The sequence below is a fragment of the Oceaniferula flava genome (assembly GCF_016811075.1).
GTDB lineage: Bacteria > Verrucomicrobiota > Verrucomicrobiia > Verrucomicrobiales > Akkermansiaceae > Oceaniferula > Oceaniferula flava.
In genome coordinates, this window is the sequence record NZ_JAFBGL010000011.1 from 1 (window position 1) to 20,215 (window position 20,215).

The window sequence follows — 20,215 nt, forward strand, 5'->3', positions numbered from 1 at the left end:
CGCGATCGACGTCGATCGCCTCCTGGGTTTCCAGGTCGATGGTGTTGGTGTCGTAACTCATGTTAGATTAGATCTTGGGGTTGCAATTATGCGTTGGCGAATTCGCCTTCTTTAAGGAAATCGTAGCCGCTTTCTTCAAGCTCAAGCGCGAGATCCTTGTCGCCAGATTTCACAATCTGACCGTCGCTCATGACGTGCACGTAGTCAGGCTGGATGTAGTCGAGCAGACGCTGGTAGTGGGTGATGATGAGGAATCCACGGTCGGGGGAACGCATGGCATTCACACCCTTGGCAACGATCTTGAGAGCATCGATGTCGAGACCGGAATCGGTTTCGTCGAGGATGCAGTATTTAGGCTCGAGCATCATCATCTGGAGGATTTCGTTGCGCTTTTTCTCACCGCCGGAGAATCCTTCGTTGACGGCACGGGCAGTGAACTTGCGATCCATTTCCAGCACGTCCATTTTCGAGTAGAGGTTCTTGTAGTAGGCCACGGCATCCAGCTCTTCACCTTCTGGAAGGCGAGCCTGTAGGGCGGCGCGGATGAAGTTGGCATTGGAAACGCCGGGAACTTCAGCCGGGTATTGGAAGGCGAGGAAGATGCCGTCGCGGCTACGCTCATCGACGTCTTTCTCGAGGATTTCTTCGCCGTCGAGGGTGACACTTCCGGAAGTGACTTCGTAGTCGTCGTGACCGGCGATCACTTTCGAGAGAGTCGATTTTCCAGAACCGTTCGGTCCCATAATGGCGTGAACTTCACCCTTGGGGATCTCAAGGTTGAGGCCCTTGAGAATGGGGGTTTCTTCGATGTTAGCGTGCAGGTCTTTGATGATCAGGCTCATGGTCTAGTAGGTATTGGTGATGGGTGTGTGGGAAATTAAATGTTGGAAAAAAGGAATGAAACAGGCGGCTCGTAGGCCTCGAGGTCTAGCCTTGTGGCACACGACCACGCAGGGTGATTTCCAGGTTGTCGATTTGAGCACCTTCGGGGAGGTCGAGAAGATCGCTCAGGCTGGCACCTTGTTTGAGAGGGATGTCGATGATTTTACCGCTGGCTTCATCATGCAAATGCGCGTGCTCGGAGAGATTCGGGCAATAGCGTGATGATTCGCGTTCGAAGTTAACCTGACGGACAACGCCGTGCTGCACCAGGGTTTCCAGGCAGTTATAAACGGTGGCGAGCGAGATGCTGGGCATGTTCTGCTTGGCGCGGTCAAAGACCTCACCAGCTGTTGGGTGATCGCGGTGGGCCATGAGGACGTTGAACACCTCGCTGCGCTGACGCGTCATCCGCAGCCCCTTTACCTTCGGTAGGTCTGTTGATTTTGCGCGAGTCACTTTGTTGTCCATAAAGGTTCGATGTTTTCCGCCTCTGGAAGCGGGTGCGAGGGAAACTAGCTCAGCTGTGACGACTGACAAGCACGAATTAGAATTATTCTAATTCTAACGAAATGGCAGCGGTCGACTGTCGCATGAACTGATTACCGCGTGCAGGCAACACAAAAATGCCGCGCGACGGCTAGAAATCCGGCTACCACCAGATCAACGCGCAGGCCATCACTGCGAGGCCGTAGCATAATCCGCCAATGCTGAGCATGACGTAGCGATCGTTACTTTTCAGAGCCCAAGTAATGGCATCCCGCATGGTGTAGGGCATCCCAACCCAGAACAGGCCTTTGAAAATCATGACGTAGGCGAAAATAGGGACCAGCAGACGGCTGGCGGGGGGCTCCAGGTAGGCGGCGTACAGTAACGGCGCAGCAGCCATCAGGGCGAGCAGACCAATCGCACGCACGGTGAGGAACTCTTTCACGTGCACGATCATGCCGTAAGCGGCGATGGGAACGAGGATGCGCAAGATCGGCTTTGCCTTATTGAACTCGCCCAGATCCATGTGCAGCGAACTCAGCACGCCGAGACGCTCCGGAGCGATCAGCAGCCAGAACCAAGTCATCCCAATGCCCAGCAGCCATGGGCCAAGCACGCGGTTCCTTGGCAGCTTTTGCAAGAAATCCTTACTTCCCTTGGATTTCCACAGCATCCAAGCGTGCAGAACAATCAGCCAGATGCCAAGTGCGATGCCGGCAACATCGAGCGGTATTTTCTCGTAAGGGTGCATAAGATCAGTGGAACGCGGCGGATACTAGGGGGAAATGAGTGGGTGAAAAGGCTTATTTACCATCTGCACTGTCTGGCAGGTAGGGAGTGAGCACCGAGATACAATCGTATTCCGATGCCTCAAGCACAAATCGTTGTTCCTGATCGATAAACCACTCCGGCAATCGGGTGCCTACGTCGAGCTCAATTTCATAGCTCGGTATCTTTTTCCGAAGCTCGTAGCTCATGCTTTCCTCGCCGGGAATCCGCTTGATCTTGCCAGTCAGACTCATGCCCCAAGTATTGAATTCAATGCTGCCGTCAGGCTTGGCGATTTTCAATGTCACGGCGTGACCACCTTGTTTTTTCCGACCGCTGTAGGTGGTGACGTAGAGAACCGTGGCATTGGCCCCCTGCGTGTATTTGGCCAAATTCTCAGGGCTGTAATCGTAATCAAAACGGTGCGTGAAGGCGACCGGAGTGTGCATTTCCTCGCGGAAAAATTGCTGCATGTTCTCGGCCAGCCTAGACGCTCGGGTGCCGGAGTTGTTCCTTGTTTTCATCCGCCGGGAGAGTCGGTCGTGCAGCCAGTCGACCTGCTTGTCGGCCGCCTTTCTCGACTCGGGCATCTTCACCCAGCCGGACGTATGCCACCAGCTGATGAACATCGCGTAGCTATTGGGCACGCAGTCGCTAGCTTTCTTGCCGTAGTCGGCTTGGTTGAAGTTCGGCACATTCCGCCGGGTGACCTGATCATGCGGAACCTCGCTGCGCCCCGCGACTTCGACTTTTTTATCCGCGGAAACCTCGACAACTTGCCCAGGTCTCAGTTTCAGGGAAGTGGGACCACCGGGAGCTTTTTTCTCGGCGGCCTGCATGGCACGCCGTTTGTCGCGGCGGATGCGCTCGGCATCACGCTGCTTGATACAGCGTTCAAACCAGAGGCGGGTCGTGGAACTGAGACCGTTGATGTTCACCGGAGTGGGAGCCTCCCGCCCACGGATCATGAGGAAAAGGGTGTCATCTTTGCGATGCATGAACTTCGCGGTCAGGACACGGCCATTTTTTCCTGTCCACGGACGATACTCATTCAGCTGGTTCCACTCGGGCAGCCGGGGGCTTAACCGCCCATCCGCCCGAACGTCCGCCGAGGTGCCAGCCCAGAGCATCAGCCCAAGAAGGGTGAGGAGCTGTGGGAAATGGAGGGGTTTCATGGGATTGTTTTCCCGATGACTAGCTCAACACCGGCGTGCCGTAAAGGGAGAAGCCGGTCGCCTCCTCAATGAGGACATCGAAGACCTCACCAGTCATCCGCTTTTCATCACCATCGAAAATGACAATCTTGTTCTGCCCGGTGCGTCCCATGAGGCGCTCCTTGTTGGTTTTCGACGGCCCCGTGCAGAGGACCTGCTGTCGCGTGCCGACGAGCGCTTCATTCTTGGCCACCGCCAGTTCGTTGACCACTTGCAGCAGGGCTTGGTTGCGCTCCTCCTTAACCCGCTCGGACAGCTGACCGTCCATTTCCGCCGCCGGTGTGTTGCGGCGTTTGGAGTAGCGGAAGACAAAGGCATTATCAAACTCCAGCTCCTTGACGGTATCCACCGTGGCCTGGAAGTCCTCCTCGGTTTCGCCCGGGAAGCCAACGATGATGTCGGTGGTGATCGCGAGATCGGGACGGGCCGCCTTCATGTTCTGGCAGATCTCGACGAACTTCTGGTGCTTGTACGGACGACGCATCTTTTTCAGAATCGCATCGGAGCCGGACTGCATCGGGAAATGGATGTGGCTGCAGAGTTTCGGCAGGTAGGTGAAGGCCTCCACCAGGTCAGCGCGGTAGCCGATGGGGTGTGGCGAGGTGAAGCGGATTCGCTCCAGGCCATCGATCTCGTGCACTGCCTCAAGCAGCTGAACGAAGGGGCTTTTGCCATCGACCTTGGGAAATTCGGTGCGACCGTAGAGGTTGACGATTTGGCCCAACAACGTGACCTCCTTGACACCTTTGGCCACCAGCATTTTACACTCCTCGACGATATCGACAATCGGACGACCGCGTTCCTTCCCCCGAGTATCCGGGACGATGCAGAACGAGCAGCGCATGTTGCAGCCCTGCATGATGGAAACGAAGGCAGTCGTTTGGTTTTCCTGCGTCACATGATCGCGGATGGTGTTCTGGCTGTCTTTTTCCTCCTCGATGTCACAGACACTTTCGCCTGTTAACGAGTAGGAGGGATCGTCCATACGCATTTCAAGACGCTTACTGAGGATACCATCCACGTATTCGAACACCTTGTGGTATTTCTGCGTGCCCACCACCACATCGAGGTGGGGGATGTTTTGGAACAACTCGGAGCCGCGGCTCTGGGCCATGCAGCCCATGTAGCCATAAACCACATGAGGTTTCTTCTCACGGTGCTTGCCCATCATACCCATCTTGCCGAGCGCTTTCTGCTCGGCCTGATCACGCACACTACAGGTGTTCACCAGAATGGCGTCGGCATCGAATTCGGACGGGGTCACGGTGTAGCCACCTTCGACAAACATCCGCGCCACCTGCTCGGAGTCGCGTGCATTCATCTGGCATCCGTATGTCTTGATAAAAACCTTGGGCATAGCGTTTGAGCCGCATTTTGCGGGAGGGGCAGATGTAAAAGCTGCGCGCTAAGAATCAAGTCTATATCTGCGCTGAGCCACGACATCAGGTAGATTCCAATGACCGCCGACCCAACATTCTTACCCACGCCCTAACCAACCTGACACGGAAGACGATTCATCATTTCCAAAAAAACTGCTAATTATCAAGTAATGCTCTTTCCATCAGTGGAGTTAATTAGAACCACTATGATGAAAACTTATCACGTATTGCCCCCCTCCCCCCGATCTCGCGGCGCCCGTGGCTTCGCGCTGATTGCCACCATTTCGGTGATGGTTCTACTCGTCATGATCGCTCTGGCGATGCTGAGTTTATCAACCATCAGCACTCGTAACGCATCCCACGAGGACGCGCAATTACAGGCTCAGGCGAACGCCCGCATGGGCCTGATGCTCGCCCTAGCCGAACTGCAAAAACACGCCGGCAGCGATCTCCGGGTCACCGCCGACGGCTCCATCCTCGGCAGCTCCGTCGCCGTGCCCCATGCAGTGGGCGTTTGGGAGTCGTGGTCGCCCGCACTGGCGCGCAACACCAAGGGGAGCGCACCGAATTACGATCAGGAAAAGCAGAGCCGCTTCCTCCGCTGGCTAGTTTCCGGTGAAGAAAGTGAACTCACCCAGCGCAATTGGCCAAGCACGACTGCCAACGGTCAGCAGATCGACCTCTTTGGAACTTCCCACGATGGCTTCAGCTTGCAAGGCCGACTGATGCCGACGGAAAACGGGCAAAACCAAGGAGCCTATGCCTGGGCCGTCAGTCAGGAAAACACCAAGGCGAAAGTCAGCGTGGCAGGCCCCGAGCTGGCCGACCGAGAAACCAATGACGACCTCCAAGTCCAGCCACGCCCCCACGTCGGCCAGAGCGGTGTCTTTTCCCAACCTAACGCCGGCTGGAACCGCCGCTCAGCCCAGCTACTTAACTTCCGCCAAGTCAGCCTCGATAGCAGCATTAACACAGGAGGAGACGCCCCCAGTGTAGGGGCCGACTTCACCACCTCGTCCTACGGCTTATTGACCAATGTCGTCGATGGCGGGTTCAAAGTCGACATGAGCCTCGGTTTCGAAATGAGCGATACCGACTACGCCAGGGACAGCTGGTCGGTGGATGGCGAAACCATTGCCAACCCTTTCCGCAAGAGCTCAGTGAGCGATTTCAACGTGCCTGCCAGCTACGCATCACAACGCCCGCTTTACGAGCCGATCACCGACAGCGGCACCTACAGCCACGAGCGAGCCTGGAAGAGAACCAAGGACCAGGTCCACTCGCACTTTCCAGTCACCGCGGTGCCCACCTTTGACACCTTGCGATCCTATTACCGGATCCCCCACCACCTTTACCAAAGCAGCAAGGGCGTGACCGTCTATGAGCGACAAGGCGACCACATTGCAGCCGGTGAGGGATCGCTTTCCGCCGGTTACACCCGTCCACCACACATCGCAGCCAATGGTGCCAGCACCCAGATGGCGGTTCGACCTTTACTGGATCGGATCATCTACATCTTCAGCATCACCCTGAGTTCGGACAACACCCCACAATACGCCATCACCCCGATCATTACCTTGTGGAACCCCTACAATACCGCCTTGGAAATCGAGGGTGCTGTGGCTTACCCATGGTTGGACATTCCGATCCACCGCGATTACCGCGGAACCTCCAGTGGGGCCTCGATAAAAAAGGCGACTTACATGTCGAGAGATCTGACCGAAGGCCCACTGGACGCCCAAGGCCGCCAAATTGAGCCATACATCTTCGCCGCCATCACCGCGGACGGAAATCCGATCACCGGAACAGCCCAGCCGATCCAGTTTGAGCCCGGCGAGGTTCGAGTCTTTGCTCCAGCTTCCTCCACCATGGTCGATCTCACCGCTCGCGACAGCACACCTCGACAGCGGACAATTTTCATGAAACCGGTCGATAGCATTTCCGACTGGAACCTCACCGGCGGCATCAGCTTCACCCCCTATGAAAATGGTAATGCCGACTTCGTAATGACCTCTGGCGACTACGTCAACGTCACCTTCCAGTGCCTCGATGACCACCCGATCTGCATCGGCCTGAGTGACACAACCATGGCCAAAGGCAGCAGCAGCCCCGCCGAAGGAACCCGCAGCCAGCTGATCACCGACGTGCTCGACTCATCGTTCGGAACCACCGCCCGGGACGATGGCACCTACTACGTCAAAACGCCGGACATCACCTACTCCCAACTCAAAGAAGAGCCCTACCCGGCCTTCACCCTCGAGGTCTATCACCGCGTTGCCCAGTCCAGCGGCAGCGTGCAGAATGCCGATCTCGTCTACACCGGCAACCCACGCCAATCGTCTATGAACCCCTACGTCACCAAAACGGGGTTCCAAACCGGTCCGCAGTACAAAGCCAGAATGCGTGCTATTTCCTCGCTCAACGATGTCATGGAAATCGCCACCTCGGGGCTGAACCGTCCCGCTGCCTTCTACGGTGCCGGGCAGTCGTCCGGAAGTGGTCGATCCCACCTGTCATTCTTCGAAATTCCGCGCGCTCCCTTACTTTCCTTGGCCGCCTTTCAGCATGCCGACCTCGCACCCAGCCCCTTCGCTCCCGCAAATCAAGCCGGCAACAGCTGGGCCAGTGCCTACGTGCCGCGCGATCAGGTGATCGATGGCAACGAAGGTCTCGAAGTCGACCACAGTTACCTGGTCAACGAATCGCTCTGGGATGGCTATTTCCTCAGCGGCGCCGCCCCCACACTGGCTCCAGGCAACAGCGGAGGCAGTAGCAACGTGTGGAACACTCCGGTCGCATCCGCCACCCGCTCACTCAGCCAGGTGCTGGAAGATTTTGCCTCCGACCCCAGTGCCAACCCACTGCGCAACCCTCGCATGCGCCTGCTGCATCAGAGCCTCCACGGCATGACACCGGCTGAATTTGCCGCCGCCATGACCCAGCCTGAAGCCTGCACCCAGATCGCCGAGCACCTGATGCTGGACGGCTCGTTCAACATCAACTCCACCAGCGTCAAAGCCTGGGTCGCCATGCTTTCCGGCCTGCGCGGAGCTTCGATCGAGCTTGGCGACACTTCCGGCTCCACCGAAGTCAGCGACACCCCCTTCCCCCGCTTCCGTGACCCCCTCGGAAGTGAAAACGATATCTGGCAGGGCTTCCGCAGCCTGAGCGACACCCAGATCGAACAATTGGCGGAACAAATCGTCGAGCAAGTCCGCGCCCGAGGCCCCTTCCTCTCGCTGGCCGAGTTCGTCAACCGTCGGGTGGAAGACAGTCCGCTGGGGCTGAGTGGTGCCCTGCAAAGCGCCATCGATGCCACCAACATCAACCAGGCCGCCCTGCAGGGCACGCTGGACGACAGCAAATACGACAGCTCCGAAGCGACTAACATTTCCCCCAAGAACACCGGAGTCGGCATCCCCGGTTACCTAACACAGGCGGACTTGCTGAAACCTCTCGCGCCAATCATCACCCCGCGCTCGGACACCTTCACCATCCGCAGCTACGGCGAAGCCAGAGACGGCTCCGGCGAAATCACCGCCACCGCCTGGGTGGAAGCCACAGTCCAACGCTTCCCTGATTTTGTCGATCGCAGCAACTCCGCCGACACCGCCATCGATGAGCTCTCCGCCGAGAACCAGAAATACGGCAGAAAATTCCGCATCGTATCGTTCCGCTACCTCGCAGCCGAGGAAGCCCAATCACTATCCCAATAACATTTCACCCGTATGAGATCCACCACCCTCGCGCTGCTCCTGAGCAGTCTCACCGCCGTCACTTTGCAAGCTGCCCAGCTCCATGTTCTGGCGTGGAATGAAGCCATCGCCGATCGCAAACTCGCCATCGCCCACGGTGGTGGTGACAAAAAGTCCACGCCCATCCTGCGCATGCACCCCTTCGCGCGATCCGCTCCCATCAAGATCCCGGCTGCGGCGGAAAACCTGCGCATTCTAGTCTCCGATCGATCTTCCGAAGATGGCAAACCTCTGCACCTCCCTCTGGAAATCCCATCCACCATCAAGCGCCCGTTGATTCTGCTACTACCCGACAATCAATCCACCGTTGGGATCAAGCCCCTTGTGTTAGACGACAGCCTGACCAACTTCCGCTGGGGTTCCCTGCGCATGATCAACGTCACCGGCAAGCCGCTGGTCTTCCGCTACGATCAAAACAACGTCGCCATTCCCGCAGGCTGGAAGCCGGTGGTCGTGACTCCGGGTGGGAAAAAAAGAAACATGGCGGTGTCCATTTTCCTCAGGGAGAATCTGAAACTTCCACCCCTCTATTCCTCCATTTGGAAACACCGCGAGGATCTGCGTCAGCTGGTGTTCATCGTGCCCTCGAAGAATAAAGAACGTGGCTATGTGGATTTTAAATTCATCACCGAGAACCGCGCCGTGGTGCAGGCCCAGAGAGCTGAGGCTGCGATGAAGCCGTAGTGCCCCACAGCCCTAGAAACCTCACAATTCATCACCGCACTCACCATCAGTCCATGGAGAATATTGAAGCTAACAGCTCTGCCGACGGTGACTTTGTCAACCTGATCGTCACCCACCAGCCTCTGATCCGCGGCCGCATCATCTCGCTGCTGCCCGGTGTCAGCGAAGTCGACGACATCATCCAGAACGTCAATCTGGTGATCTGGAACAAAAGGGAAAGCTACGCGCCAAAGACCAACTTCAAAGCCTGGTTGAACTCCATCATCCGCTACGAAATCCTCACCCACTGGAGGACCCAGCAGCGACGCAAGGAGTTCACTTTCCCAGAAGACGTCTTCGACCTCCTTCTGGAAGAATCCACCAGCCAGATTGATCAGGACATCATGGACGAGCGGCTTCCCGCGCTGCGTCTCTGCATCTCCACCCTGCGCGCCGAAGACCGTGCCCTCATCCTCCAGCGCTACGTCCACCCGACGTCAATTGCCGAGCTCTCCCTAAAAACCAACCGCAGCGCCAACAGCCTGCGCGTGGCCCTGCACCGCATCCGCACCAGCTTGCGCCTCTGCGTGAAAAGGCGTCTCAGCCTGAATGCCGCCACACCCAACTAATCTCCCATTTCCATGCCACCGAACACCGACCAGCTGCCTCTCGTGCAGAACCTCACTGAAGATCTCGAGGATCAAAACATTTCCCCGGAACGACTGGAAGAACTCTATACCCTCCTCCGGAACTCTCCTGAAGCCCGCCAAGTCTATCTGGAAAACATGAGCTTTGCCGCCCTGTTGCAGCACGAGGCTCGTAATTTGGATGCCCAGGACAAACTCCCCCAGATACCTGCCATCGATCGGCGCCAAGAGCGCAAGGCCATGGTGCGGGCATTCTCTCTGGCTGCCGCAGCCATCGTCGCACTGGCAGTGATCGCCCACTTCATCTTATTGCCCAAACAGCAGCCAGCTTACGCGTCCTACACCCTCTCCCCCGGTGCCAGCTGCACCATCAGCCACGCCTCCTCCACTGAAGACCAGCCTGAGGCATCCATCACCGCCGGCACCCGGGTGAACCTGAAATCCGGAGGACTCACCGTGAAGATCCCGGGGTCCACCACGGTCTACGTGCACGCACCGGCATCTCTACATTTCAAGTCCCTGCACGAAATCGAACTGCACTCCGGCGAACTCTGGGCGCGCTCCGAATCCCCGGAGGGCAAACTAACTATTCTCACAGAGGGATACAGCATCGAAGACATCGGCACCCAGTTCGGCGTGCTCCAGCGGCCGAACGCTCCGCTCGAGGTGCACCTGATCGAAGGCGCGGTGAAAATCCACCGCCACAAGTCCGAGGTGATCACCCTGAAACGACCCAGTGGCGTCTCCTTGGCCAACGCGGAGAAGCCCGACATGATCGACCTCGACTGCGGACCTTTCCCCAACCCGTTTGAAATCGTGCAAATCGATTTCGGTCCTGAAAACAGTATTTACGAAGTTCGCGATGATGGAACTTATTGGAACGAGCTCGCACGCACCACCACGCCAAAACGTAGCTGGCACAAGGCATTCTCAAACCATGTCATTAAAAACTCCCGGGGGACCAAAACCGATCTCGGCATCGTGATGACCACCAAAGGGAAGCTCAAAAACCACAGTGCCTTTGCCCTCGATGACCCCGAACGTGAGTTCGGCGATTCCTTGCTCGATGACTACCTCTACCTGCGAGCCGACGAGCCACAGACCAATCAAATTTTTTCCAGTGTCATCCTCACCGGCCTGAAAGCCGATGCCATCTACTCACTTGAAGTCTTTGCCTCCAGCAAGCTCTACCTTCTCGATGGCTCACCGGATTATCACGATACAGACCTCCGCGTGCACCACTCCGAGGGCTCGCTGGAAGATCGGAACGAGGCGGGATCTGCCGCCCCCATCGTCTTCAACCAACTCAAACCTGTCATCCATGAAAAATACGGCCCCGTGCTGATTCTCGATTGGGGGTGGATCCATAACACCACCGACAAAGAACGTGATTGGGCCCTTTTGAATGGTCTGATCCTCACGGAGAAATAACCGACATCAAACTTCATTCATTTTTATCAATAAACTGAGTAATGATCGAGACATGTCTGGAGTTCATTAGTGCTGGAAAATGTTAGTCGCGCAGAAATGGCAGCCATGAATGCATGCGGCTCTCCCAGTAGAGCATGCACGAGCATGACAAATCCCCCCCTCAGCCAAACAAAAAACAAACAGTTATACGAACATGACAACGATCACAAAATCACGCCTAACGACCGCCACTCTATTGTTAGCTGGCAGCATCTCAGCCCATGCTGCTCTAGTCGGTGAATGGACCTTCGATGAGCAAAGCTTGGCCAACACCGGCACAACAGAATCCGTCCACGATGGCACCTTCGAAGGCGGCACAGCTGCTTATTCAACGAACACGCGCAGTGGCAGTGGCTTCTCACTGATCATTACATCACAATCTGATACTCAAGATACGATCGGTGGTGACGTCCTATGGATTAACAACTCTAATTCTGCCGACGCTGGCTATGTCAGCACCTTTGATGGCACAGCCTTTACCGTTTCCATGTGGGTAGCTTCAACAGACGGAGTTTGGTATAACTGGGATACACTCGCTGAAAAAGGAAGCGAGGACGGTAACTCCGGCTGGGAAATGCGGGCGCGACTTAACGGGAACCACGGGCTGTATGGCAGCCTCTATCACACCGCTGGAACAACTCAGGTTAAAGGATTCGGCCCCGATGGTATTGTGAATGATCTGGTCGATCAAGACTGGCATCTAGTGACAATGTCCTATGATCAAACCGCCACAACACTCGCCGTTTATTTCGACGGCGTTGAAGTATCCTCAAACACATCAGCCAGCAGTTTCGATAGTGGTGCTGCACACGATTTGGTTTTCGGTGCACGTGAAGCAGGTAACCGAGGAGAGAATATTCTCATCGATAGCATTCAATACTACGACACCGCACTTTCATCCTCCGAAGTTGCCTCGCTGGCAGTTCCAGAACCCTCCTCCAGCGCCCTGCTCGGCCTTGGCGGTATCGCACTCATCCTGCGCCGACGCAAGTAATTCCCAGCAAGCCCCCTTGCTGACAACCACAACAAGCACGAACGGTATGAAACATAAAAATCTAACTGCAATCCTCATGGCGAGTGGACTCCTCAGTTCCCCCACCTGGGCAGCCACTTTCTTTTCCAATGACCTCAGCGAGGAAACTAGCGTGCTCGCAGACTTCACCGAAAATGAAGGGGTCAACGGCACCTGGAGCTACTCGACCACCGCTGTCAACGGCCAAGACGGAACCCTTAACACGGTGCTCACCAGCGGAGCCACCCTGACGGCGTCCACCGATGACGATAACGCCCGCAGCTACCTGGCCACCCAGTTCAAGGACTACGCCAATTTCTCCTGGACGGCACACATCGCGGTGGAAACCGGCAACATCGACCCGAAAAACTGGATCTTCTTCGGCATCGGGCCCGGCATTCCGGACACCACCTACTACAACGAACCACGGACCGGAGATGAGGGGATCTTTCTCAATTTCCAATCGGGTGTTTCCGCGCGCAAGGTGAAGGTCACCACCAATACGGGTGCCGTTTTAGAAGATACCGGCCTCTGGCGTGGTGACCCGGGTTACGACATTTGGATGCACTACGATCACGTCAACGAGACGATTCAGTTTGAACTGGACGACTGGAATGGCGGTCGTTTCAGCGATATTGATATCATCACGGACCCCATCTCCACCGTCGGCTGGCTGGAAGGCAGTGACAACATGAGCATCTACTTTGGCGGTAATGGCACCCAGACGTTTGGCGATTTCTCCGTCGTGGAAACCGTTCCTGAGCCATCGTCAACGGCCCTGCTCGGCCTTGGCGGGCTCGCACTCATCCTGCGCCGACGCAAGTAAAACGGTAGCAGGCAAACACTCCAAACCCCACCACTCAGGACGTCACGCTTCACCGCGTGGCGTTCTTTTTTTGCCCGGATCAACCAAGCTTAAAGCCCCCGTGGGTGCCTGACGTAATAACCCTTGGCTCCACGGCGCTGAGGCTTCCAGCGGGGGCCGGTGGAGTTCCAGGTGCCACCGGTGTCAAAGCGCAGACCGGCGATGACCAGGAAGACGTGGCCTTTTCTCACATAGACCGTCACCCAGTCGCCATAGCCCTTTTTCCCGTAGTCAAAAAATTGTTGGGAGACCAATGGCTTATCGAGCTTCCCGCCAGCGTTCAAGACGTAGGAGGTGGCACCTGAGCAGTCGTAACCACTGTCGTTGAAACTACGGTGTCCACCGCCGTAGACGTAAGGTTTGTTGGTCAACGAGTTCGCGGCTGCAATCATCTTCTTGACCTTGCGTGGAGCCCTCGGCGGGGCGGTGGCTAGCCCCTCAGGGCTGATATAGGCTGTCTTCCCATAATCAAACTTATGGATGATGTGCCGTTCTTTGGCCTTGAGCTGCGAGGAACATGAATTGAGTGAAAATGCCACCAGCGCAGAACAAAGCATCGTAAGGGGAATGCCTATATTTCTCATGAATATAGTTAACCATGACTAAATAAATAGATCAAATACGAAAATTGCTCATAGCTCCCAAGAGTTCGACCGATAAGATGAAGGTATGCATCTTCCCCGTTTGCTCATCATCAGTCTCATCCCCCTATCTATCCTTCAGGCGCGGGAGGCCACGGATCGGCCGAATGTGGTGATCATCTATCTGGACGACAGCGGCCACGGCGACTACGCCCACAACGGCAACCCGGTTATTGAGACGCCGAACATTTCCAAGCTCGCCAGTCAGGGCACCAGCTTCACCCAGTTCTACGTCACCTCCCCAGCCTGTAGTGCCTCGCGTTACTCCCTGCTAACCGGTCGCTATCCAGCGCACTCGCAGCTCGGCTCTTGGGTCATCGGCCCGGGGACTAAAAGCCACCTGCGCGAGGAAGAAACGACCATCGCCGAAGGCCTCAAGGCGGTGGGGTATGCCACGGGGATGTTTGGCAAATGGCACCTCGGCTCGCCCAATAAAAGCAACCAGATGTCGCCAGCCTCCCTGCCGCTGGCCCATGGATTCGATCGGTGGGTCGGCACCAACGTCTCCCACGATTATGCTAACTCGAAACTCCTGGCATCGGATCCCAAGGGAGAGGACCCCATTCCCGGCTATCGCGAAGTTGCTAGGAATTTGCCATCGGATGTCGAGGCGTCGGAGTCGCTGACAGGCCGCTACACCGCAGCGGCGGTCGATTTCATCAAGGCGCACAAGAAGCAACCGTTCTTCGCCTACATCGCCCACAACCAGCCGCACCTGGGACTCTTCGCGAGCGACGAGTTCAAAGGCAAATCGCGGCGGGGTTTGTTAGGTGATGTCATGGCGGAGGTCGACCACTCGGTAGGACAAATCATGGATACCCTGAAAGCCGAAGGCATTGAAAAAAACACCCTCATCTTCTTCGCATCGGACAACGGGCCGTGGGTGAAGTTCCGTGATGCCGCTCAACACAAAAAATACGGTGAGGCGCGGATGCACGTCGGCTATGCCATGCCTTTCCGCGATGGTAAAGGTTCCTGCTGGGAGGGTGGCCATCGGGTGCCCGGCATCTTCTACTGGCCGGGGGTCATCCCCGCTCAACGCCAGCTCAACCCAGCCAGCACGCTGGACGTTCTACCCACCATTTTCGCCCTAACAGGATCAAAACATCCACACACTAAAAAGCTCGATGGACGTGACATCCGCCCTCTCTTAGCGTCGAAGAAATTCCCCGGTCAACTGGCTGAATTTGAATTCTACTACAGCCACTCCCGTAACCAACCCATTGCCATCCGTCTTGGCCCATGGAAGCTAATGACTGCCATCCCCTCCCAAACTGGGAACAAATATGGCTTCCAGGCAAGCGATGAAAAACCGCTACTCTTCAACGTGGAACAAGACATCAGCGAGCGTATCAACCGCGCTGCCAAACATCCACAGCGAGTGCAGGAGATGTTAGAGAAACTCAAAAAACAACGCGGCGGACACTAAGTCAGCTTGCCGTTTACTTACTCTTGCAGCGGTGGGAACCACTCCATTTCCACTTCATCGAGGTAGCTAGCCTCTTGCAGACGTAACATCTCGATATTCAACAAGGCCGCTCTAGGGTCATCTTTCTTAAACGCAAAACCGTATCCCTGCGGCTGATACTTGAGTGGAGACAGCCTGAATTCCAGATGGTCTTTCCCTTCCAGATAATAACGTAGCTGTGGGCGATCAAAGACCACGGCATTGACTTTTTTTCGATGTAGCAGCTCCACTGCATCTGAGAGACTCGCGGCAAAGATCTTCCGACCATCGTGTTTTTCCACAAACTCTTCGCCAGGGCTTCCTTTGATCACCGCAATTCTTTTTCCTGAGATATCCGCAGCGCTTTCAATTTTCACTCCAGTCTCGCCAGAGAGAGCAATGGTGCCGGCTAGCCCAGCCAGCAACGAGGTGGCGGACAGCAGGGCGATCACCATCCAGCCACCTAACACAATCCGACCCAACACCGTCTTCGGAGCCAGATCACCGTAACCGACCGTGGTCATGGTCACCAAGGCGAGCCAGATTCCATTGCCAAGCCCCTTCACCGGACCTCGACTGAACGGGCCGTCGCAGGTCCGCCGTTCCACCACCCATACAAGAAACCCGACCACCGTCAGAATAATCATGAAAATGGACAGGGCGATAAAGAAGGTCTTACTGAAAAAAGGCTTCACCATGCCCCAGAGAGTGTGGCCCTGGTCGCGTGACAGAATCCCCAGACTGGAGCTGAAATAGGGCTGGGTAAACTCGAACTTTTCTTGCCGGGCCGAGGTGATGCTCACAGGCCCCACTACCATATCGATCTCGCCTAGCTCGAGCTGATCGAGGGCCTTGCCCACACTGGTAAAGCCACGGTAATCGTAATCATAGCCAGACTTCACGGCCATTTTTTCCCAGATGTCGATGGACATCCCCTTGTATCCCTGCCCGCCTTCCACAATGAAGGGTTCACTCCCGGCGACTCCCACACGCAGCTTTTTCTCTTGAGCTAGCCCCAAGCCACAAAGCACGAACATCAGGAGACAAATAGACGGCAAGAAGCGACGAGAAGAGGCGATCATAGACAGCAGCATAGCGAATTATCGGATCCGATTCAATCACGGCATTTTATCTGTATAAAATCGCTGTTCCCCTCCGTTTAGTAGGACTCACACCCGGTGCCCTGCGCATCCTGACACACCTCGCAATTTATGTTTTCAAAAGCCGTTACGTTCACACTCAGCAGCCTCGCCCTGATCGTTCATGCCACCGCCGCGCAGGATCCGGACCTGGGCGATCACCCACGCTTCGCCCACGCGATGCAGGTGGAAACACGCAGCATTGATGACTTCCCTGTGGTCTTCCACTACGGCCAAGTGCGCCCCGACTTCGAGGATGTTGCAGAAAATCCGCACCGCAGCCGCGTCAGCCTCGATGGTGAGTGGCAGTTCCGTTTCGACCCGAAATCCCGTGGCACCAGCGAGCAATGGTTTGCCACCGAGACCGACCTCAGCGACTGGAAAAAAGTCCAAGTCCCGCACTGCTGGGACGCCATGCCCGGCGGCAAGTTCTGGGACTGGAACGATCAAAGCAGCAGCAACCCACCACACTACAATGGCGCGGCATGGTATCGGCGCAGCTTTGAGTTCCAACCGAAAACTAACAAACGCCAACGCATCGCCTTCCTCGGTGTGCAGCAGCGCGCGCGGGTCTTCCTCAACGGCAAGGAAATCGCCCAGCACGAAGGCGGCGGCGCTCCGTTTTCCATCGATGTCACCGAGCATTTGAAAAGCGGCGGCAACACCCTGGCACTGAAAGTGATCCGACTCCCCAATTTTAAGAAAAAGAAAAACGGCAAGGGCTGGGACGAGCTGGAATACACCCACACGCTGCATCCGAAAGCGCCCGACTGCTGGCCCTACGCCGGCATCCACCGCAGCGTCAGCCTGATCGAGGAGCCTGCGCTCAGCATCCGCAAAAGCCAGATCCACAGCAAGAACGGCAGCATCCGCCACGCGGTGGTGGTTTCCAATCACGGCAAAGCCGATGCCACCACCCGGGTCTCGGTGAAGACCAACATCCCCGACACCAAGACCATCGTCAGTGGCCCGATCCAGCTCGCCGCCGGCCAGACACGCGTGGTCCCGATCACTCTCCCTGCCGGGGATCAGGCGAAGCCATGGTCGCCCGACTCACCCGTCGTCTACCAAAGCACCGCCACCCTGTTAGACAACCAGCAACAGGCCACCGACCAGCTCACCAGCACCTTTGGCATCCGCGAGTTCCGCACCCGTGGCAGTCAGTTTGTGCTCAATGGCAAGCCGATCTTCCTCAAAGGGGCGTCGGTCTACGGCGAGCACCACAGCCGCGGCGCAGCGCTCACCAAGAAAGACCACCAGGAGCTGTTCGGTCTGCTGCATGATAGCCAATCGAATTTCGCCCGCCTGCACGTCATCCAGCGCGACCCCTACGCCTATCAGCTGGCCGACCAGCAAGGCATCCTCGTCTGTGGCGAGTGGGGTGGATTTTGGTACAAGGAAAAGTCGATGCATGCTCAGACGGTCGACCCCCAATCGATCTATCAGACCATGGGCCGCTGCGCCGTCTGGGATCTGATGAACCACCCCTCCGTTGTGCTCTGGGGCCTGAACAACGAGTGCCACCAGTTCTGCAAGGAATACGAACCCTTCCTGAAAACCAGCCGTGAGCTGGTGCAGGAGATCGATCGCTTCCAGCAGCTTCCCATCACCTGGGCCGCCTGGCACCCGCACAAGGGACAGCCGCATTTCGAACACGCGGATGCCGTAGGTTTCAACGAATACCGCGGTGCCATGGACCCCTTCGAGCTGCTCGACCCCGACATGAAAAAGGTCCGCAAGCAAAACCCAGACAAGCCGCTCATCATCCTCGAGAACGGTGCGTGGTCGAAGCGTGGCAGCCGCGGCAGCGTCACCAAGAAGAACAACGAGAACTGGCAGGCCGACCTGCTCAAACGTCAATGGAAAGTCCTCAGCAAGCACAGCCCAGCCTTCGCCGGCTACACCTACTGGCTGCTCACCGACTACCGCTCACGCAAACCCTACACCGGCAACAAAGGCCAGAACGGTTACTCCCGCATGGGCATCTACGATCACGAAAACAAACCGAAACTACTCGTCCGCGAAGCCTTCAGAAATCTGGAGAATCCGCTCGAGCAATAAGCGGCGCCACGGATAGGTCCTAAGGTTTGGGCTTTTCTGGGGCCGCGAGCCGCTCTTCTCCGTCGCCGGGCTTCGGTGGCTTGGTCGATCTCTGATAGGAGGCTTTCTCCACCTCGCCGTTCGGTTTCTTGAAAACAAAGTCCGCTCCCTTTTCAGTGATCTGATAATCGACCTGCCCGGTTTTCCCCCGCACATCATACTGCAGCGAAAAACCCTTTTCCACGTCACCGCTGAAGCCGGTAATCGTAGCTCCGTCGAGCGGCCGGAGGAAGGGGCGCACCGGATGCGTCGGTGGCCGGTCTGCCAGGTCGGCCTTCCCTCTGAAATAGGCCATCACATAGGGCGGTTTCAAATTTCCGATGTAGCGATATTTCCCCTGATCATCGATGTAGCCATGGCAGAGGTCCAAGGGTTTATCGGTGGCCGGATTGGCCAAATACACCGGGTGGCCATCCATGCCAAATGCCACCGGATTCCCCTTACCCACCGATTTTTCCAAATGCGCCGGGGCGATGTGGTAGTGGTAATCGTCGGCGCGACCACAATGCCCGCCCCATTGATCCAGCTCGCCGGCGGCATAGGCATCTCTGCCGCTCTGTGTCAGTGCGTGGAAAATCGGCACTCCGTTCACCGCCAGAGCGATCGGCCCCATGATGGTGAGCTCTTGCGGCTTGCCGGTGGTGATGACCGGTTTCAGGGGGATTTTGAAGCGTTGGGTGCCGGTAAAATCATGCGCCAGCGGCACCTGCTGCTGCCACGCCTTGATCCCCTTCATCATCGGGTGATCAGGCAGGCCATTGCCTTCGATGTATAAAAAATCGTCGTCCCAGGAGATCCCCAGAGTTTTGGCGAATGGCAGAAAAGCCTTCACCGCATCCGGCCGCTCCGTGGTGTTCTCGAGGGTGTATTTCCCCGGGAACTTTGCCTCATACGGCTTGACGTCCACCTTGGCGTGCTGGTGTGACTCGTGCGCGGTCGATACCTGCGCACAGGCGAGTAATAGCCATGCGATCTGTTTCATCGGTGAGTTCGGTTTACTGGTTTGTCTGGCTAGCTGGCTTCTCGCTGGCGTCGATCACGCCGCGCGGCCACGTTTTCGGCAAAGGGTCGCCATTCGGCGGACTTTTGATCGTCTTGCGGAAGATCACCGTGTTATCGAGCGCAAGATCTTGGGTCCAGATCCACTTGGCTCCTTTGAAATCGTTTTCGTAATACGGCTGCTTGGGGTCCACCGCTTGCTCCGTGTGCTCGACCGCTTGCGGCCAGGTGGAATCGTCGAAATCCGTCACCATCCAGTCCTTGGGGATGTCCCAATGTTGGGTCGTGGCACCCTGCACCTTGCCATTCAGCGGACCGCGGAAGAAGCTCTTCGCTTTCCAACTGGCATCCGTCACCGTGCCATCGCCGAACTTGAGAATAAACCCTGCATCGCCAATGTTGCTGTTGTTATATTCCAGCCCTGTTTTCGGATCGGCATTGTCCTTCGCCATCACCGCAATGGTCATCGGATACTCGGGTAAAATATCCACACTGACCACATTGTGCGGGATGAAGGAAATCGAGTCCACCGCCACCAGATTGCCATTGATGTAGAGCTTGAACCAATTGTCCGCGTAAACATTCGCCTTCACTGTGTCGGTGATGCGCGGCTTCGCAATGCGGGGACCTCGTTTTCTCTCCGGCCCCGGCTTTTGCTGCGCGACCACAAGGCCACCACTCAAGATCAGGAGACCACACATCGTAAGCTGTCTCATCTTCATACGAGACGTAACACCGCGAGTTCGAC

17 protein-coding genes are annotated in these 20,215 nt (G+C 56.6%); 8 read left to right on the plus strand and 9 right to left on the minus strand.

Annotation, left to right across the window (positions count from 1 at the left end):
* Positions 1-86: 86 nt before the first annotated feature.
* The 5 genes from sufC to miaB form a co-directional block, all read right to left on the minus strand.
* Positions 87-842: a Fe-S cluster assembly ATPase SufC gene (gene sufC, locus JO972_RS14590; protein WP_309490813.1), complete on the minus strand. Its 756-nt coding sequence runs from the start codon at positions 840-842 to the stop codon at positions 87-89.
* An 85-nt stretch (positions 843-927) separates the two neighbouring features.
* On the minus strand, positions 928-1,350 hold the full coding sequence (locus tag JO972_RS14595) for a Fur family transcriptional regulator (protein WP_309490814.1): 423 nt from the start codon (positions 1,348-1,350) through the stop codon (positions 928-930).
* Between the two features lie 181 nt (positions 1,351-1,531).
* Positions 1,532-2,119 (minus strand): hypothetical protein, encoded by a 588-nt coding sequence (locus JO972_RS14600; RefSeq protein WP_309490815.1) that lies wholly within the window; start codon positions 2,117-2,119, stop codon positions 1,532-1,534.
* A gap of 52 nt (positions 2,120-2,171) precedes the next feature.
* Entirely contained in the window at positions 2,172-3,311 is a 1,140-nt protein-coding gene (locus tag JO972_RS14605) for a hypothetical protein (RefSeq protein WP_309490816.1), read from the minus strand.
* Between the two features lie 19 nt (positions 3,312-3,330).
* On the minus strand, positions 3,331-4,707 hold the full coding sequence (gene miaB / locus JO972_RS14610; protein ID WP_309490817.1) for a tRNA (N6-isopentenyl adenosine(37)-C2)-methylthiotransferase MiaB: 1,377 nt from the start codon (positions 4,705-4,707) through the stop codon (positions 3,331-3,333).
* 228 nt (positions 4,708-4,935) lie between these two features.
* On the opposite strand from miaB, the gene JO972_RS14615 reads away from it, so the two are divergent.
* The 6 genes from JO972_RS14615 to JO972_RS14640 all read left to right on the plus strand — a co-directional run bounded on the left by JO972_RS14615 (position 4,936) and on the right by JO972_RS14640 (position 13,102).
* A complete protein-coding gene (locus tag JO972_RS14615; RefSeq protein WP_309490818.1) occupies positions 4,936-8,445 on the plus strand; it encodes a hypothetical protein in 3,510 nt (1,169 codons plus the stop codon).
* A gap of 12 nt (positions 8,446-8,457) precedes the next feature.
* On the plus strand, positions 8,458-9,168 hold the full coding sequence (locus JO972_RS14620; protein ID WP_309490819.1) for a hypothetical protein: 711 nt from the start codon (positions 8,458-8,460) through the stop codon (positions 9,166-9,168).
* 53 nt (positions 9,169-9,221) lie between these two features.
* A complete protein-coding gene (locus JO972_RS14625; protein WP_309490820.1) occupies positions 9,222-9,776 on the plus strand; it encodes a sigma-70 family RNA polymerase sigma factor in 555 nt (184 codons plus the stop codon).
* A 12-nt stretch (positions 9,777-9,788) separates the two neighbouring features.
* Positions 9,789-11,225 (plus strand): FecR domain-containing protein, encoded by a 1,437-nt coding sequence (locus JO972_RS14630; protein WP_309490821.1) that lies wholly within the window; start codon positions 9,789-9,791, stop codon positions 11,223-11,225.
* 193 nt (positions 11,226-11,418) lie between these two features.
* A complete protein-coding gene (locus JO972_RS14635; protein ID WP_309490822.1) occupies positions 11,419-12,258 on the plus strand; it encodes a LamG-like jellyroll fold domain-containing protein in 840 nt (279 codons plus the stop codon).
* Positions 12,259-12,334: 76 nt separating this feature from the next.
* Positions 12,335-13,102 carry a PEP-CTERM sorting domain-containing protein gene (locus JO972_RS14640; RefSeq protein WP_309490823.1) on the plus strand — a complete coding sequence of 256 codons (768 nt, stop codon included), beginning with the start codon at positions 12,335-12,337 and terminating at the stop codon, positions 13,100-13,102.
* A gap of 89 nt (positions 13,103-13,191) precedes the next feature.
* Here JO972_RS14640 and JO972_RS14645 read toward each other — a convergent pair whose 3' ends face one another.
* A complete protein-coding gene (locus tag JO972_RS14645; RefSeq protein ID WP_309490824.1) occupies positions 13,192-13,725 on the minus strand; it encodes an NlpC/P60 family protein in 534 nt (177 codons plus the stop codon).
* A gap of 85 nt (positions 13,726-13,810) precedes the next feature.
* Between JO972_RS14645 and JO972_RS14650 the strand changes: the two genes are divergently transcribed.
* Positions 13,811-15,211 carry a sulfatase family protein gene (locus tag JO972_RS14650; protein ID WP_309490825.1) on the plus strand — a complete coding sequence of 467 codons (1,401 nt, stop codon included), beginning with the start codon at positions 13,811-13,813 and terminating at the stop codon, positions 15,209-15,211.
* Positions 15,212-15,228: 17 nt separating this feature from the next.
* On the opposite strand, the gene JO972_RS14655 is transcribed toward JO972_RS14650, so the two are convergent.
* Positions 15,229-16,266 (minus strand): transporter substrate-binding domain-containing protein, encoded by a 1,038-nt coding sequence (locus JO972_RS14655; protein WP_309490826.1) that lies wholly within the window; start codon positions 16,264-16,266, stop codon positions 15,229-15,231.
* Between the two features lie 174 nt (positions 16,267-16,440).
* On the opposite strand from JO972_RS14655, the gene JO972_RS14660 reads away from it, so the two are divergent.
* Positions 16,441-18,429 carry a glycoside hydrolase family 2 protein gene (locus JO972_RS14660; protein ID WP_309490827.1) on the plus strand — a complete coding sequence of 663 codons (1,989 nt, stop codon included), beginning with the start codon at positions 16,441-16,443 and terminating at the stop codon, positions 18,427-18,429.
* Positions 18,430-18,448: 19 nt separating this feature from the next.
* Here JO972_RS14660 and JO972_RS14665 read toward each other — a convergent pair whose 3' ends face one another.
* Positions 18,449-19,450 carry a YHYH protein gene (locus JO972_RS14665; RefSeq protein ID WP_309490828.1) on the minus strand — a complete coding sequence of 334 codons (1,002 nt, stop codon included), beginning with the start codon at positions 19,448-19,450 and terminating at the stop codon, positions 18,449-18,451.
* 13 nt (positions 19,451-19,463) lie between these two features.
* On the minus strand, positions 19,464-20,183 hold the full coding sequence (locus JO972_RS14670; protein ID WP_309490829.1) for a hypothetical protein: 720 nt from the start codon (positions 20,181-20,183) through the stop codon (positions 19,464-19,466).
* Positions 20,184-20,215: the final 32 nt, after the last annotated feature.